Genomic DNA, 15,744 nt, shown 5'->3' with positions numbered 1-15,744 from the left:
CAAATAGAAAATCAAATTTCCCGCATCCAAAAAGATTACTGTATTTTAGCCAGATGTACCAAACCTTAAAAAAAGTGGCACTCACCTTTGTTCCAAAAAAAATTCTTTTTGAGAACGAGGTTTTTTTTCGTTCCATTTTTGCTTTTCACCTACGTGGAAAAAATCACGAATGTACGGTTTGCGGTCATTTGGTTAAACGATTTATTAAAATTCCCGATGGCGACCTGCTTTGTCCCTTTTGCGGGAGCCGTTCCAGAACAAGAAGACTTTATTCCTATATTAACGAAAACGATTTAGCATACGGAAAAGTGCTCCACTTTTCACCTTCGCGAAGTGTTTACAGATTGCTGAAGAAAAATCCGAGCATCACTTATTTCAGTACTGATTTTGAAGATGAATTTCTGGCGGATTATCAGTATGATATCACTAAAATTCCTTTGGAAGACAATTTTTTCGATCTGATAATCTGCTATCATATTTTGGAACATATTGAAGACGACAAAAAAGCAATGGAAGAATTACATCGCGTATTAAAACCCAATGGCAAGTGTGTAATCCAAACTCCTTTTAAAGAAGGAGAAATATACGAGGATTTTTCAAAGAAAACGCCCGAAGAACGAATAGTAGCCTTCGGGCAGGAAGACCACGTACGCATTTACTCTGTGGAAGGATTAATGCGCAGATTGAAAGAAAACGGCTTTCAAAATGTGGAAATCGAAACTTTTCCGGCAAATGAACGTTTTGGATTTATGAAAGAAACTGTACTTATCGCCAAAAAATGATTTCAATCCTTATCCCTACATACAATTACAACGTTTTTTCATTGGTAGAAAACTTGCAAAAACAGTGTGAAATCGCAAATGAGGTTTATGAAATCGTGGTTTTGGACGATGCTTCTACTGACAAAAAATCGTTGGAGGAAAATTCAAAAATAAATTTGTTGAAGCAGTGTAGTTTTCAAGCTTTGGAAAGAAATATCGGCAGAAGCAAAATCCGAAATCTTTTAGCAGAACAAGCAAATTATGATTGGTTATTGTTTTTGGATGCGGACACCTTTCCTTCAAACCCAGAATTTATTGCGAAATATTTGGTTACTTTTTCAAATGAAGCTTCGGTGATTTTTGGAGGAATTAAATATCCAGAAAATAATTCTGAAAAATATAGTTTAAGGCATAAATACGGCTCAGAACGTGAAAGTCTGCCGCTCGTAGAACGCCTTAAAAATCCATACCGCAGTTTTATAACGATGGGGTTTGCTATTAAAAAAGAGATTTTTGAAAAAATAAAATTCAATGAAAAACTAACTGGATATGGTTATGAAGATTCCGTTTTCGGTTATGAACTTAAAAAAAATAATATTCCACTGACACACATTGATAATCCGGTGATCCATTTAAATTTGGAAATCAATGAGGTTTTCATAAAAAAGTCAGAATTGGCGCTTCAAAATTTATTGAATTTTCACAACACTGGTGCTATTGACAAGGAAACCGTGAAAATCCTGAAAACCTATTTGAAACTAAAAAAAAGAAGATTATTGTTTGTAATGCGAATATTCTTCAATGCCTTTAAGAAACCAATGCTGAAAAATCTAAATTCTACAAATCCATCCCTTTTCCTTTTTGATTTGTACCGCTTGGGCTATCTTAGTTCTTTAAAAACTAAGGATGCCTAAATTTTCGGTAGTCATATCGGTCTTTAATAAAGAAAAGTACATTGCTGATACTTTAAAAAGTGTCTTGGCCCAGACTTTTACTGATTTTGAAGTCGTAATTCTGAATGATGGTTCTACCGACAACAGTGAAACTGAAATATTAAAATTCAAGGATCCGCGCATTCGTTATTTTTCCAGGGAAAACACTGGCGCATCGGCTGCGAGAAATTTTACAATACAGCAAGCAGAATCCAAATATATAGCCTTAATGGACGCTGATGATTATTGGTATCCTTTTTATTTAGAGGAACAAAATCGGTTAGTAATTGAACACCCCAATGAATCCGTTTTTGCTACCGCTACCGAAATAAAACGCAACAGAAAAACTTTTAAAAACAGTTACTCTATCCAAACCATTGGAAAAGATTCAATAATCGTGGATTACTTTGAGTCAAGCCAATTGGATTCGGTATTGCTGAGCATTTCCACAGTTTTAAAGAAAGATGTTTTTGAAAATGTGGGTTGGTACGATCCAAAAATTAAAAGTGGTGAGGACACAGATCTTTACGTTCGCATAGGTTTAAAATACAAAGTGGTTTTCAGCCCAAAAGTCTGTGCAACTTATATAGTTCGGAAAAACAGCTTGTTCCAAAGTGTAAAAAATATAGAAGAAAAAGCCAATTATGAAGCCTACGAAGTTTACGAAAAAAACAATCCTGCTCTTAAAAAATTTCTGGACTTAAACCGTTACTCACTGTGTGTCTTAGCAAAAATAGAAGGCAATAAAGAAGCTTTTCAGAAAAATTTCAAAAAGATAAACCTGGAAAACCTAAGTAAAAAACAACAATTTCTACTTCGTCAAAACAAAACCATTTTGAAGTATCTTTCAAAAACGAAAGACAATTTGGAAAAGCTGGGATTGCGGTTAGGTACTTTTAAATAACTTGAATTCGTCGTACTCACGGATATAATCATCTTCGTTGTATTCTTCACTAACCAACGACAGACAGACGGCGCCTGAAGAAAAATCTTCCAACTCCCGCCAAACACCATTCGGAATTAGCAAACCTTTATCGGGTTTATTAAGAGTTATGGTTCTACGGGTTTTTCCATTGTCCAAAACCACGTCAAAACTGCCGCTTACAGCAATCAAAAATTGCTGCAATTCCTTATGGGCGTGCCCCCCACGAGTGGAGGAACTTGGAACATCGTATAAATAATAAACCCTTTTTATTGTAAAGGGTAAAAAATCCTTTTCTACAACCGAAAGATTTCCACGGCCGTCCGGATCACTAATTTTTGGAATTTCCCTCAGTTCTATTTTATCCAAATCAACGTATTGCATGCTGTAAAGTTTGGTTCCATTTTTCAGAAATGGACTGCATTGAAAATTGTTCTACGGAAGGTTTAGCGTTCTCTTTCAAGGTTTTATAAAGTATTTCATCAAAACATACTTTTTGCAACGCTTCCGCAAATAAAGGTAAACTTCTTTCGGCAATCAGCAAACCATTTTTTTGGTGCTGTACGATTTCCGAAGGACCTGAAATAATATCCAATGAAACCACGGGCGTTCCCAAAGAAAGTGATTCTACCAAAACCATCGGGAAGCCTTCGTATTTGCTGGTTAGCGTTACGCAATGTGCCTTTTTAATGATTTCGAATGGATCTTTGGTGAAGGGAAGAAATATGATTTGCTTTGCCCCTTCTTTGGAAGTAGCCAGTTTTTGAAGCATTTCTTTATCTTTTCCCTCACCTAAAATGACGAGATGAAAATCTTTTTCCCAGGCTTTCGACCGAGAAAAAGCTTGAATCAAAAAAGAAAAATCTTTTATTGAATCATCCAAACGGCCATAAGAAAGTATGAATTTTTTGTTTTGAAGTATTTTAGGAATCTCGCCGTTTTCTTGAAGCCAAGAAGGATCAAAAGCATTGTGGATTGTTGTGGAATTTTCTATTCCTTCCTTCTTCAAAATTTCGTTTTCTATATATTCCGAAACGCCAACATTCAAAATATTTTTTTTGCAGATTTTTGAAAATGCCGAAGGGTTTTCTGTGAGGTATTCGGTTTTTTTGGAGCTGTGCACTACATAAATTTTGTTGAGATCTCGATAAATAAATTTGGAATAAAACAATTCGCGCTCAAAATTATTTTTTGGTCGGTGATCTATTATTACATCAAATTTTTCCTTTTTTAAATAATTTCGAAATTTTCGAAAACGTAGCAATCGCTTTACCAAAGAATCGTTTTCTATTTTCAACTTTCCCAAATTCAGCATTTTACCGCTAAAAGGATAATCCACTTCATCATTCAAAATTACCAAATGCACCTCGTGACCTTTTGCCTCCAACATTTGCGAGAGCATAGCGCACGAGCGCTCCAAGCCGCCTTTAGCAAGCGAGATGGAAACCAGGCACACTTTAAATTTCTTTTCAGTCGCCATCGTTATTTATTATGTATTTTTGGTTGCACAAGGCAAATATAACTTTTATGCGAATACTTTTGGTGGGCGAATACAGCAGGTTGCACAATTCCTTAAAAGAAGGATTCTCGGCACTCGGCCAAAAAGTAACCTTGGTTTCCACAGGTGATGAATTTAAAAATTTCCCTTCAGACATACTTTTGAAACGAAAGTATGATTCTGGGATTTCAAAAAAAGTGAAGGTTGGCCTATTCAAACTTTTTGGTCTTGATATTTCTTCTCTCTCCTTAAAAAAACAGTTTTTTCAACAGCAAGAAAAATTTAAGGGTTTTGATGTTGTGCAATTGATAAACGAAAGTCCGCTTGGGATTTTGCCTAAATATGAAAAGGAAATCATTTCATTTTTAAAAAAAAATAACGAAAAACTCTTCCTGCTTTCCTGTGGAACAGATTATACGAGCGTTAAGTACGCTTATGAAAAAAAGTTTCGCTATTCCATTTTCAATCCGCTTTTTGAATTAAAGGTTTCAGAAAAAGAATTTTTTCCTGCGTTGAAATATCTAAAACCTGAATACAAAGATTTGCATGATTTTGTTTTTGAAAACGTTGATGGCGTAATTGCTTCCGATTTGGATTATGACATTCCGCTTCAAGGAACTGAAAAATATTTAGGATTGATTCCAAACCCTGTAAATACTGAAAAACTGAAGTTTCAATCCATAAATCCGGAAGAAAAAATTATCATTTTCCACGGCATCAATCGGGCGAATTATTTTAAAAAAGGAAATGATTATTTTGAAGCTGCACTTGAAAAAATTCAGCAGAAATACCCAGAAAAAGTTGAAGTGATTTGTGTTGAAAATATTCCTTATTCCGAATATATTGAAAAGTATAATTCGGCACATATACTTTTAGATCAAGTATTTGCATATGATCAAGGCTATAACGCACTGGAAGCAATGGCGAAGGGAAAAGTTGTTTTCACAGGAGCTGAAACCGAGTTTTTGGACCGCTATAATTTGAAGGAAGATGAAGTGTGCATAAATGCCCTTCCCGATGTAGCATATTTATTCAATAAGCTTGAGGATTTAATTATAAATCCTGAAAAATTGACTTCCATTTCAGTCAATGCCCGAAAATTTATTGAACGTGACCACGACTATGTTTACATCGCCAAAAAATATTTGGAAACTTGGGAGAAATAGTTAAAATGGTAAATCGATTGTTTCCGGATTAATAAAATCCTTGGAATATGGATTTTCAAGAAAGCTAAGTGGCGGTTTTTGAAATTGCAGGATATCCTCCCGCTCAATGCCGTATACGCTCCAATAATTGGCGAGCAATTGCGCAAATATGTCTTCATCCCAAAACCCAAAAACTGGTTTGCTGCCCTTTTTTTCAATAGGAAGCGCTTCAATGCTAATTCCATCATCCCGACTTTCAATTTTATATTCAGGTTTGTACTGTAAAATATAATCTGAATAGTGAAATCTTGCGTACAGCTCTTCAAACTGAACAGGATGCAAAACGTTGCCTTTCATTTTATCGAGCAACTCTTTTTGTTTCTCCCCGATTACACCATTGTCCTGCAAACAGGCAATAAAACCAAAACCATTTACTCCAAACGAAAAAATTAAATTGATGGCATCATCGCGATAGCTAAAAATATCGGCAGAGTATTTAAGTGGGAAAACAGCGATGCTCCAAGGTTTTTTTCCAATGAAAGAAATTGGTTCAATCAAGGACTGGAGCATCAAATGGAAATGGCCAAAGCGTTCCTTGAGCGCAGCCGAAAGTTCAAATTCTTCACCTTTCCGTAGTAATCTGTCTCTTTCATAAACCATTTCGTAATAAAGCAGGCCATAGACCATTCTGCCTGTCCATTGGAAAAGTAATTTTTCATCTAATGAATCCATTCCTTCAAAACCATTTTTATAAGCTGCTTGAATTTTATAATCTAGCACTTCAAATGCATCTTTAACTTCTGCAGAACACGGCAGTTTAAGGTCTGAATACGTATAGGATTTGGTTTTATCCATCATCTCTATCCGCTCGTCACCAAACTTAAAATGATCCATCAACCACTGTGGGAAAACAGTAATTTTTTCAGTAGTCAAAGCTCCCGAAAGGAAACAAAAATGCTCGTCGAAAATTAAATCCTTAAACGGATTAAAGAGTTGTTGGGCCATACAAATTCAGGAAAAAATAAGCTTTAATTTTTTTTTGCAAAGGTAGCCATAAACTATTGTTTGCTTTTAGCTATTCCGCGGTAGTTTTTCGTTGCTTTTTAAAATAACGAAACACGAGAAAAAACACTACAAAAAAGTAAACCACATATCTTAAAAAGTGAGCCATTACAACCCCTTCAACGCCATAAATTCCTGCGAAGTAATAAGAGAACCCATAGAAAAGCGCAAGCGACAAGACTTCTGAGAAGATAAAATTGCGAACCATCTTTTTCGCTAAAAACTGATATCCCAAAACGATAGCTGCCAAACGCACAAAATCTCCTAAAAGTTGCCACTTAAACAATGGTTCCATCCCGAGAAAATCTGGATAAATAATTTGAATAACGAAATCTCTCAAAAAATATATCAGTAACATTCCCACGCCAAAAAGTGGCAAAAGGGTTTTGTAAATGTTGAAAAGTTCAGTTTTAAAATCTGTTTTGTTGTGAATTCCTGCAAACTTTGGAAGCACATACAAAGTGAAGATGGCACTCGAAAAAACCATGTAGTTTTTGGAGATATTGGTCATCGCGGTCCAAATTCCAGCATCGGCCATTGTAATTCGGTTTTGGATCATTACACGAATATCAATTTCAACATAATTCAACAAAACTGTTGAAAAAAAGGACATCAGTGAAAATGCCAAAAGCCCATTAGCCATAGGTACTTTGAACGTAAGTTTTGAAAACTGTACATATTCGCGAAGCACTTTTATAAAAATATAAAGAAGCACGAAAAACTGTAGCGCCGGAGTAATTGCAATTGCTATAAGCGCGCCATCAATATTATTTGTAAGCAACAAAACAACAGTAAGAATTGCACTTAAAATGTAACTGAAAAGGTCTATTCCAGCCAATTTTTTATACAATGAGAGTCCATTCACAATACCGTTAAAAACGCGGTACATACTTATAAACGGCACAATTACTGCCAATAATTTTATAAGATAAATATAATTGGGAGAATCAAAAATAGTGGTGCTTAAGTAATCTGCACCAAAAAATAAAACCAAGGAAACAACAATGGTTCCCAAAACTGTAAATACTAATGTGGTGGAAAACAGTTTCTGCAACTGTTCTTTGTCATCTTTATATTCTGCCACATATTTTACAACTCCACTAAAAATACCAACTGAGGCAAAAGAGCTAAGCATTTCCAAAAGATTGCGAAGGGAGCCTATTTTGGCAATTCCAGCTTCGCCAACAATTTCAGCCAATAAACGCTGAATGAAAAGTGAAATAACCAACCGAACGCCAATAACACCGGCATTTAAAGAAGTCATCTTTAAAAGTAAATTACCGCGTATGGATTCGGGAATTTTCAAATTAATAACTGTTTAAAACTGAAATCACTCTTTCAACCTCTTCTTCGATCATTACAGGACTCATTGGGATGCTAATAATTTCGTTGTGTATTTTTTCAGCGTTTGGAAAACTTAAATGTGAAAATTCTGAAAGCGCTTGCTGTTTATGCGGAGGAATGGGGTAATGTATCAAGTGGCCAATTCCATTTCTGTCCAGATGATCCACTAAAGTATTTCTGTTTTTTACGCGAATTACAAAAAGATGAAAAACGTGATTTTTACTTCCATCATAATAGGGAAGCGTTATTTTATCATTGTTAATTTTAGAAATATATTTCTTGGCGATCGTTCTTCGAATTTCATTATCAGCATCCAAAGTCGGCAACTTTATATTTAAAAATGCCGCTTGCAATTCGTCAAGCCTTGAGTTGAAACCTAAAAAATCATTAACATATTTAGTTGAAGTTCCGTAATTTCTAAGTTTTTTAATCACTTCTGCCAACGCATCGTCATTTGTGGTTACTGCTCCCCCATCTCCCAAAGCACCAAGATTTTTGGTGGGATAAAAACTGAAACCTGCTGCATCACCTAAATTTCCGGCATATTTATTAGCTTTATTTTTTGCGCCGTGAGCTTGAGCAGCATCTTCAATAACGAGAAGGTTGTTTTCTTTTGAAATCTTCAAGATTTCATCCATCGGCGAAAGCTGTCCGTAAAGATGGACGGGCATGATTGCTTTCGTTTTTTCGGAAATTGCATTTTTAAGTGAAGTTAAATCGAAATTATAGCTATCCAAATCTGTTTCTACCAAAACGGGTTTTAATCCGGCTTGTTTTATTGCCAAAATAGTTGCGATAAAAGTATTTGAAGCCACCAAAACCTCATCGTTTTCTTTTAGCTTTCCTAGGATTTTATAAGCTTCTAAAATCAATCGCAGTGCATCTAGACCATTGCCGACACCAATGCAGTGAGTTGTTCCACAATAGCGCGCGAAATTTGCCTCAAACAGTTTCACTTGGTTTCCCAAAATATAATATCCAGAATCCAAAAACAGACGAAGACTGTTCTGAAATTCCGATTCAAAACCTTGGTTTATTGCTTTAAGATCTAAAAACGGAATCATATAAAAATGTCGTTTAAAAGTTTGTGATTCTCGGTTTTGATTTCATAAAAATCGTGCACAATACTTCTACCACCAAAGGATTCTTTCCAATGTAAAAGTCCTTTATTTACTTTCATTCCTTGCGCTTCGTTGCTTATCCCAAAGTCGAAATATTTTTTTTCGGAAAAATGTTTCAATAAGTAGTTGAACAGAAAATCCAAACCGCCCATTTGTCGCCCCATTTCATTTGCCGAAATATATTGTGCGTGTGCTACAGTAACTGTTTCGAAAATTGTTGCCCCTGCAACTATCTCCTCATTTTTATAAACATTGAATTGCTTGATGTGTTTAGGAAAACGAGATTGTAATAGTTCAATTTCTTCCAAAGAATGCACAGGCTTTTGGTTATGGATTTGCTTTAGATTCGGTTCCAAAACTTTGCTCCAAAATGGTTTGAAATTTACCTCTTCACTAACTTTTAATTCGTTTTTTACTCCTTTTTTAATTCCGCGCAAGCGATTTGAGGAAGCTATTTTTAAAGGGTTTTCGTTAAAAACACAACTTGTAAAATCTCTTCTGGTTAACGAAGCTATTACCAGAAATAATAAATAATCAATTTCATCACTGGGCAGTTGATGATAGATTTTTGGTAGCAATTTCAGTTTTAAAACTTCAATTCCTGCATCTTTCAAAAAATTCAGCAGATTCTTAAAAACCTGTAAAGTTTCTTCAAAAGGGGCTTTTTTGCACAAAATCAAACCGCCGTAACTAAGGCCTTGGTGGGAATGAAGTTCAGAACCTGAAATATTTGCAGGAAGCACTGCAACCAATTTTTCATTTTTATATATTAAAAGTGAATGGTCCGTGAATCTATCGGAATGGTAGTCCATAAAATCGCGTTGAAACAAAAACGTAGCGTTTTTTGCTTCTTTCACAAAGCTGTCCCACAATAATTTTTGTGATGGTTGATATTTTTTTATCTCGTAAATGTCTTCCAATATTTATAGTTTCAGTTTAGTTTGTAGTCACGTTTCCGCTGTCATCAATCACAGCTCGCACCGATTTTGAAAAAGTGCCGTTCTGCAGGTTATAACTCGAATCTTCCTCCAAATATTTCAAATATTCGGGATTTTCACTTAAAATTGAAAACAGTACACGAAAAATATTCACGTTGCTGTTCAATTCAGCATCCATTCCTTCCTTTAAATGACCGTTCCATTTTATAGCTGCTAAAGTAGAATAAATGGAACGTATTTGCTGCGGGTCTTCGGTTGAAAACATTTCGGGATAACTGCCCAAACCAACCCAGCCACCGTGGTCCGCCAAAATGATAACGATTGCGTTCGGGTCTTTTTCAGAAATATAATTTACAGTGTGCTCTAACCAACCGTTTACTTCCTTTATTTTTTCAATATATGTATCGCGTTCCTCTTCTTTGGAAGCCGCAAAGTGTATGTGGTGCGGCAGTAGTTTTTCAACAAAATAAAATCGTGGACCTTCAATATTCACTGTGTCCATGGCAGCTTTCAGATCATTAAAAACTACTTTCTTTACGTTGTTGTCATTGCTGAAATAAGGGATTTCATCAGGATCTAGATTGTAATAATCATACTCCTGCTTTGGTCTGTTTTGTTGAAAATATTCATCCTGAACGATAAAGAAATTTTTATAGCCATTGTTTCTCAGAGTGGTGATTGTCGTATTATTTCCAGCAATAATATCGCGTGAATTTGGCATATCAATCGACGGAAAAAGAACTTTCCCAAAACGGTGCTGTTTCATCGAAAACATGGAGGAGTTAGAAGTAAGGCTCGCTGGATAATTACTGCGGAAACCGTCATAAATTTTGAAACCGTTATTTTCCAGCCAACCGTAAAAAGGATTGTTGAAATTGTACAGATTGCTCTCCATCATATCCCGCCCCACATAGCCGTCCGGCTGTATCATATAAATATTGGGAGTCTTTATGAACTTAACATTTTCTATTGAATCTGGTAACGCGGTCCATTCCATTTTCTGCTCGTGTTCCACAATTTTTATAATACAATTAACTGTTGGAAGTATGCTCATCAATAAAATAATGACAAGCAGTTTTTTATAGTGTGCATGCATTTTCAAAGCTGCCAAAACTGAAACAATCAGTAACCCCAACAGCATTTTCTTTTTAATAGTAAGATACATTGCCTGCGACATCAAGGTTGCCACGGTCATAATTATCAACACGAAAAGAATGCGTGTTCTGTATTTTGAAAGCGTTTCAGAATACTTAAAAAATAATGAGGCAATTGTAAAAACCACTACTGGAATTCCTATAAAAAATAATAGAAAAAACCCTAAATGCTCCCAAGAATTGATTGCCGAAAAGTTATTTGAAAAATAGAAAACCAACGGATAAAATCCACAAATAAGGCCCGTAAGCAACGGATTGAAATTTTCTTTAAAGTATTTTGTGAAGAAATTACCCATAACCTTTTTAAGAAATTATACTTTTTTGAAAACGATGTTTCCGCTATCGTCAATGTATTCATAAACGCCAGGCTCGGCGCCTTCCTTTATAATAAGATAGCTACCATCTTTTTCCAAATGCTGTAAATATTTTTGGTCATTGCCCAAATAGGAAAACAAAACCCTGAAAACATTTACACAACTTTTCAATTTTGAATCCATTTCGGGAGCTTCACCATTTGGCCATTTTATAGCCAGCATAGCTCCAAAAGTAGTATAAATAATCTCGGGATTGGACGTTTTGGTATAAACTTGGCGCGTATAGTCAAGCCCCACAAAACCGCCGTGGTCTGCCATAATCATTATCAAGGCCTCGGGATCCTTTTCGGAAATTAGATTGACCATTTTTTCAATCTTTACGTTTGCTATTTCCAGTTTTTCAAGCCATTGCTCCCGCTCTGCTACTTTACCTTTAGAAGCCTCTTTTGTAGTAGAAATATGGCCTGGCTCAAAAATTTCGATAAAAAAGAAATTTCCACCATCGTTTTTTGAAGCAATTGTCTTTTCCAAATCTGGAAAAACCTCTCTTTTAACATTGAATCCAGTAGTGATATAGGGAATTTCACTGTAACTGAAATTGGTATAATCAAAACCTATTTTTGGCCGGTTGACCATTAAATACGGATGCTCACTAATAAAATGGGTTTTGTAACCGTTGTTTTTAAAAATGGAAAGCACCGGATTTTTGGACATAATGTTTTTTCGCGCATTCAGCATTTCCGAATAATCCCTGCCATTGTTGTAATAGTGGTGCTTCATCATAAAAGTAGCACTATTTGAAGTGATGGTCGTGATGTAATTGCTTCGAAAATCTGGATAATTTTTAAAGCCCTTTTCCGCTAAAAAAGCATCAAAGCTTGAATTATCCACTTTATAATAATCACTCTTCAGTTCTGAAAAACTTGGATAACCGTCTGGTTGGATGTAGTAAATATTTGGTTTTTTCTGAAAAACAATTTCTTCAATATTGTCCGGTTGTTGCATCCAGTCTGAAGAATAGTTTAAATATTTTATCAGCATAGGCACCAGACCAATAAACCCAATCACAGCTAAAATTAGCTGCAAAACAATCCATTTTTTGAAATGCTTGTAAAGAAAAAAGGCTATCAGCGCTGAAATGATAAAAATCCCTAAGATTATTTTCCGTTGGACATCTGCGTACAAAATAATTTTAATGTAAAAAAGAAATAGAAAAACGCTGAAAAAAGGAAGCAGGTATTTTCCCCATTTTGAATTAAACGATAGGTTTGAAAACCACTTTAAAAATGAAAAGAACAGTATAGGAAGCACTAAAAAAAGCAATAAAAAATACCCAAACTGTTCCCAGGAATTAATCATTCCAAAGTTTCGGGAATAATAGAAAACCAATGGGTAAAGGCCCACGCCGAGCGCTATCAATAAAGGGTTTTCTGAAGTAGCTCCAAAAAAATATTTAAAACCGTTTTTTGATTGTTTAGACTCCATTAATGCTTTTTAAAAACCACATTTCCTTCTCCATCCAAGTATTGGTATGTTCCTTGTGTTGCCCCATAGTAGATGATAATATAACTTTCATCGGGCTGTAAGTTTGCAAGATACAAATCATTTTCACTTAAATAAGATGTCAAAATGCGAAACAAATTCACAGAAGTTTTCAGTTTATTGTCAAATTTCGGTGCTTCACCATTGGGCCAATGAATGGCGAGAATGGAACTGAAAATTGAGTTTACAAGATCTGGATCCGTACTTTTTGTGTACGAATCTTCCACACTTTTCATTCCCACAAAACCACCGTGATCCGCCATGATAATGATCAGTGCCTCTGGATCTTTATTGAGGATTGTTTTTGTAAGTTCTGTAAGTTTCTTGTCAGCTTCTTTTAAACTTTCAATATAATGTTCCCGCTCTCCAGCAATACCTTTTGATTTCGCTTCTCTATTAATAATATGCCCTGGGTTGAAAATCTCCACAAAAAAGAAATTGGGTCCTTCGGAATACGTTTCCAGATAATCCTCAAATGGCTTAATTACATCCCGAGGATTTCCAAGACCTGTGGTTACAAAGCTGATTTCTTCAGTTGAAAAATTGCAAAAATCATAGCCCAGTTTTGGTTTATTGGTCAAAAAATAAGGCTGCTCTGTGAGAAGGAATGTACGGTAACCATTGTTTTTTAAAATACGGAGCACACTGTTGTCAGAAACTATAACAGTACGCGCATCGATGGTTTCTGTGAAATCTGAACCGTTGTTGTAATAATGATGCTTCATCATAAACAACGAACTATTGGTAGGCAAAGTTGCTCCGTAATTGCTTCGGAAATTTGGATAGTTTTTGAAGTTATTATCCGTTAAGAAAGTTTCAAATGCTGTGTTTTCAATATTGTAATTTCCCTTTTTCATTTCTGAAAAATTCACATACCCATCGGGCTGGATGAAATAGATATTCGGCTTCTTTTTAAAAACAGCAGTTTCAATGCCATCGGGTTGTATCATCCATTCCTTGGAATAATTCAATTGCTTAATAATTACGGGCGTTAAAGTGAAAATGCCGATTACAGCAAGTATAAACTGAAAAGCGATTATTTTTTTGAAATGCTTCCAAAATAAAAAAGTGAGCAGCGAGGCAATTACAAAAACCATAAATGTCCTTAACCAGCTAAACCCTGCATAAAGTGCTATGTTCAGAAAGAAAAAGAAGAAGAAAAAGTTTAAAAAAGGAAGCTTAAAGGACCGAAGTCTTCTAAAAAAAGTAATTTCTGATACTTTATTTGCAATGAAAAAAACCAGAATCGGCAGCAATATAAATAATGAAATAAAATACCCGAAGTGCCCCCAGGAATTTATCAATTTATAATTGTTAGTGTAATAAAAAAGCAGCGGATATAAGCCCGCCGCAATTGCTGATATTATTGGAAAAAGGTTGTCCTTTTCAAAAAAAAACGAGAGAAATCCCTGTTTCTTTTTAGCCTGCATAATTTTTGTTTTTCAAAAGATACAGCAAACGTTTGGTGCCTTTTACTGTTTCCTTTTTTTCAAGGGTAAAATATTGCTGATAGCCATTTTCAAACTCGGTTTCGTTGTAAAAATCAAAATGGTTTATGAATTCGCGCTTGCGAACCAATAACGATTGCGCCCAGGAATCCTCACGGGTTGGAAACTCGATGATTAAATTCTTCGAAAAGGAAGCAAAAAACGAAGCCGATTTTTCAAAAGGCACGTTTCCGGAAAGCGTGATGTGGTGGATTAATGCCAAAGCCATAGTAACATCCGGCGCGTATTCTGCCAAACGTTCAATCAAAGAATTGCGCTCCGTATTGTTGAAACCGATGCCCGGTGCGGGTTGCAGCACATCGCAAACAAATGGAAGCATATTGGTTTCCTTGTTTTGCTGCAGTTGTTTGTAGTTATAGTCAACAGCGTTGCTGTCAATATCAGTAACAATGATGTGCGGAACGCTATCAATCACGGTTCGAGCAAAAGTGCCGTCGTTTCCGCCCACGTCAATCAATTTTTGTGGTGCCAATGGTTTTATCCACTCTTTTATCAGCGTTTTTTTTGCTTCAAAAGCGGTTTCATCGTAATTTGTTTTGTTGTAATAATCTCCCCATTCACTGGCTTCTTTCAGCGTCAGGCCTTTTATATAATCATAAAGGCTTTCAACAATGTTTTCCTGTGATTTTTTTGAAAGGGTCGCAATTTTGGTTTCGGCTTTGTAATCCTCGCTGTGTTTGCTTTCCATTTTAGCGAGCAAGTGAATGTTTGGGTAAATAACCGAACTAAGCTTAGTACGTGTTGGCAGCAATGATGAAATCAGTTTCACGGGAATTCCATCAATGTGCGTTTGCATCATTTTGAAAACTTCGGTGCCGTGATATTTTGCCAAAACCAACGGCCCAAAAAAGTGGGTGATGAATTGCTTGTAAGCGCGCCACGGTGTTCCTTCTTCGTAAAAGTCAAAAGAAAGCGTGTCTATAAAAATTGGTTTCCCTTTGTGGAAAGTAACGTTGTAAGCAGAAGCATCCTTCAAAATAAAGCCTTTTGAAAGTGCGTATTTCTGGATTTTCAGGGTGTGGAGCGCAGCGTGTTTGTATTGCTCAAAGCTCCATTCGTACGGATTTGTAATGAAGGGAATTTCTTCGGGAGTAATGATTATTTCTTCCGAAGAGACCGAGGTTTCCTCATGCGGAATCAAAAGACCATTCGAAATTAGATTTTTAAAAAAACCGCTGTCCTTCAGTTTGTTGTATTGCGGAAAATATATAGGTTTGATGGCCCTTCGCAGGATTTTTCCATCATAAAACATATAACCCGAAGGGTCGCGAAAAGAGGCTTGGTGTGCGTCAGTTTTTTTTGTCATCTGTATCGGTGTCTTGCTCTTCAATGTCAATTGAATCGTAAGTATCTTCCTCTTCTTTTACCAATCCGAAAAAAGATTTCACCTTATACATAACGTTTTTTGAAAAAAGCAAAATGCCAGCCGCCGCCGCCACTACCGCCTGTACTATCATAGCTCCCAGCCCTGGATCGAAATAAAGAAAATTCATACCTATTGTT

Annotated in this window: 15 protein-coding genes; 4 read left to right on the top strand and 11 right to left on the bottom strand. The window is 35.8% G+C overall.

Annotated elements, in window-relative coordinates:
• The first annotated feature begins 53 nt into the window (after positions 1-53).
• Genes LS48_RS12100 through LS48_RS12090 form a run of 3 tightly spaced genes read left to right on the top strand, consistent with a single transcriptional unit; the run spans position 54 to position 2,597 of the window.
• The gene (locus LS48_RS12100; protein WP_062622779.1) at positions 54-782 is read left to right on the top strand and encodes a methyltransferase domain-containing protein; all 729 of its coding nucleotides are present in this window, start codon (positions 54-56) and stop codon (positions 780-782) included.
• On the top strand, positions 779-1,675 hold the full coding sequence (locus tag LS48_RS12095; protein WP_062622778.1) for a glycosyltransferase family 2 protein: 897 nt from the start codon (positions 779-781) through the stop codon (positions 1,673-1,675). Before LS48_RS12100 ends, LS48_RS12095 begins: the two co-directional genes overlap by 4 nt.
• On the top strand, positions 1,668-2,597 hold the full coding sequence (locus LS48_RS12090; protein ID WP_062622777.1) for a glycosyltransferase family 2 protein: 930 nt from the start codon (positions 1,668-1,670) through the stop codon (positions 2,595-2,597). Before LS48_RS12095 ends, LS48_RS12090 begins: the two co-directional genes overlap by 8 nt.
• Here the strand turns inward: LS48_RS12090 and LS48_RS12085 are convergent.
• Both LS48_RS12085 and LS48_RS12080 read right to left on the bottom strand, forming a co-directional pair.
• On the bottom strand, positions 2,580-2,999 hold the full coding sequence (locus LS48_RS12085; protein ID WP_062622776.1) for a sugar 3,4-ketoisomerase: 420 nt from the start codon (positions 2,997-2,999) through the stop codon (positions 2,580-2,582). The genes LS48_RS12090 and LS48_RS12085 overlap by 18 nt on opposite strands.
• On the bottom strand, positions 2,986-4,095 hold the full coding sequence (locus LS48_RS12080; RefSeq protein ID WP_062622775.1) for a glycosyltransferase: 1,110 nt from the start codon (positions 4,093-4,095) through the stop codon (positions 2,986-2,988). The genes LS48_RS12085 and LS48_RS12080 overlap by 14 nt, the downstream gene beginning before the upstream one ends.
• A 47-nt stretch (positions 4,096-4,142) precedes the next feature.
• On the opposite strand from LS48_RS12080, the gene LS48_RS12075 reads away from it, so the two are divergent.
• Positions 4,143-5,279, top strand: coding sequence for a glycosyltransferase family protein (locus tag LS48_RS12075; protein WP_062622808.1), 1,137 nt, complete (start codon positions 4,143-4,145; stop codon positions 5,277-5,279).
• Here the strand turns inward: LS48_RS12075 and LS48_RS12070 are convergent, their stop codons facing one another.
• The 9 genes from LS48_RS12070 to LS48_RS12030 form a co-directional block, all read right to left on the bottom strand.
• The gene (locus LS48_RS12070) at positions 5,280-6,263 is read right to left on the bottom strand and encodes a hypothetical protein (protein ID WP_062622774.1); all 984 of its coding nucleotides are present in this window, start codon (positions 6,261-6,263) and stop codon (positions 5,280-5,282) included. It abuts the gene before it with no gap.
• A gap of 70 nt (positions 6,264-6,333) precedes the next feature.
• Positions 6,334-7,626, bottom strand: a complete 1,293-nt coding sequence (locus LS48_RS12065) for an O-antigen translocase (RefSeq protein ID WP_062622773.1) — start codon at positions 7,624-7,626, stop codon at positions 6,334-6,336.
• Position 7,627: 1 nt separating this feature from the next.
• Positions 7,628-8,728: a DegT/DnrJ/EryC1/StrS family aminotransferase gene (locus LS48_RS12060; protein ID WP_062622772.1), complete on the bottom strand. Its 1,101-nt coding sequence runs from the start codon at positions 8,726-8,728 to the stop codon at positions 7,628-7,630.
• Positions 8,725-9,705 carry a GNAT family N-acetyltransferase gene (locus tag LS48_RS12055; RefSeq protein WP_062622771.1) on the bottom strand — a complete coding sequence of 327 codons (981 nt, stop codon included), beginning with the start codon at positions 9,703-9,705 and terminating at the stop codon, positions 8,725-8,727. Before LS48_RS12055 ends, LS48_RS12060 begins: the two co-directional genes overlap by 4 nt.
• Before the next feature lie 16 nt (positions 9,706-9,721).
• The gene (locus tag LS48_RS12050) at positions 9,722-11,173 is read right to left on the bottom strand and encodes a sulfatase-like hydrolase/transferase (RefSeq protein WP_062622770.1); all 1,452 of its coding nucleotides are present in this window, start codon (positions 11,171-11,173) and stop codon (positions 9,722-9,724) included.
• A 15-nt stretch (positions 11,174-11,188) separates the two neighbouring features.
• Positions 11,189-12,676: a sulfatase-like hydrolase/transferase gene (locus tag LS48_RS12045; RefSeq protein ID WP_062622769.1), complete on the bottom strand. Its 1,488-nt coding sequence runs from the start codon at positions 12,674-12,676 to the stop codon at positions 11,189-11,191.
• Positions 12,676-14,163 carry a sulfatase-like hydrolase/transferase gene (locus LS48_RS12040; RefSeq protein WP_062622768.1) on the bottom strand — a complete coding sequence of 496 codons (1,488 nt, stop codon included), beginning with the start codon at positions 14,161-14,163 and terminating at the stop codon, positions 12,676-12,678. The genes LS48_RS12045 and LS48_RS12040 overlap by 1 nt, the downstream gene beginning before the upstream one ends.
• Complete coding sequence (locus tag LS48_RS12035; protein WP_062622767.1) at positions 14,153-15,547, bottom strand: hypothetical protein; 1,395 nt, start codon at positions 15,545-15,547, stop codon at positions 14,153-14,155. The genes LS48_RS12040 and LS48_RS12035 overlap by 11 nt, the downstream gene beginning before the upstream one ends.
• The gene (locus LS48_RS12030) at positions 15,531-15,734 is read right to left on the bottom strand and encodes a hypothetical protein (protein WP_062622766.1); all 204 of its coding nucleotides are present in this window, start codon (positions 15,732-15,734) and stop codon (positions 15,531-15,533) included. Before LS48_RS12030 ends, LS48_RS12035 begins: the two co-directional genes overlap by 17 nt.
• Positions 15,735-15,744 lie beyond the last annotated feature (10 nt).

The organism is Aequorivita aquimaris (genome assembly GCF_001573155.1).
In the GTDB taxonomy this organism is placed as follows: Bacteria; Bacteroidota; Bacteroidia; order Flavobacteriales; family Flavobacteriaceae; genus Aequorivita; species Aequorivita aquimaris.
This window is presented reverse-complemented; position numbering and strand designations above follow the sequence as displayed.

What these genes read in the sequence shown, in the direction of transcription:
- LS48_RS12100 (WP_062622779.1), top strand. Translation starts at nt 54, where the DNA reads ATGTACCAAACCTTAAAAAAAGTGGCACTCACCTTTGTTCCAAAAAAA.
- LS48_RS12095 (WP_062622778.1), top strand. Translation starts at nt 779, where the DNA reads ATGATTTCAATCCTTATCCCTACATACAATTACAACGTTTTTTCATTG.
- LS48_RS12090 (WP_062622777.1), top strand. Translation starts at nt 1,668, where the DNA reads ATGCCTAAATTTTCGGTAGTCATATCGGTCTTTAATAAAGAAAAGTAC.
- LS48_RS12085 (WP_062622776.1), bottom strand. Translation starts at nt 2,999, where the DNA reads ATGCAATACGTTGATTTGGATAAAATAGAACTGAGGGAAATTCCAAAA.
- LS48_RS12080 (WP_062622775.1), bottom strand. Translation starts at nt 4,095, where the DNA reads ATGGCGACTGAAAAGAAATTTAAAGTGTGCCTGGTTTCCATCTCGCTT.
- LS48_RS12075 (WP_062622808.1), top strand. Translation starts at nt 4,143, where the DNA reads ATGCGAATACTTTTGGTGGGCGAATACAGCAGGTTGCACAATTCCTTA.
- LS48_RS12070 (WP_062622774.1), bottom strand. Translation starts at nt 6,263, where the DNA reads ATGGCCCAACAACTCTTTAATCCGTTTAAGGATTTAATTTTCGACGAG.
- LS48_RS12060 (WP_062622772.1), bottom strand. Translation starts at nt 8,728, where the DNA reads ATGATTCCGTTTTTAGATCTTAAAGCAATAAACCAAGGTTTTGAATCG.
- LS48_RS12050 (WP_062622770.1), bottom strand. Translation starts at nt 11,173, where the DNA reads ATGGGTAATTTCTTCACAAAATACTTTAAAGAAAATTTCAATCCGTTG.
- LS48_RS12045 (WP_062622769.1), bottom strand. Translation starts at nt 12,676, where the DNA reads ATGGAGTCTAAACAATCAAAAAACGGTTTTAAATATTTTTTTGGAGCT.
- LS48_RS12040 (WP_062622768.1), bottom strand. Translation starts at nt 14,163, where the DNA reads ATGCAGGCTAAAAAGAAACAGGGATTTCTCTCGTTTTTTTTTGAAAAG.
- LS48_RS12035 (WP_062622767.1), bottom strand. Translation starts at nt 15,547, where the DNA reads ATGACAAAAAAAACTGACGCACACCAAGCCTCTTTTCGCGACCCTTCG.
- LS48_RS12030 (WP_062622766.1), bottom strand. Translation starts at nt 15,734, where the DNA reads ATGAATTTTCTTTATTTCGATCCAGGGCTGGGAGCTATGATAGTACAG.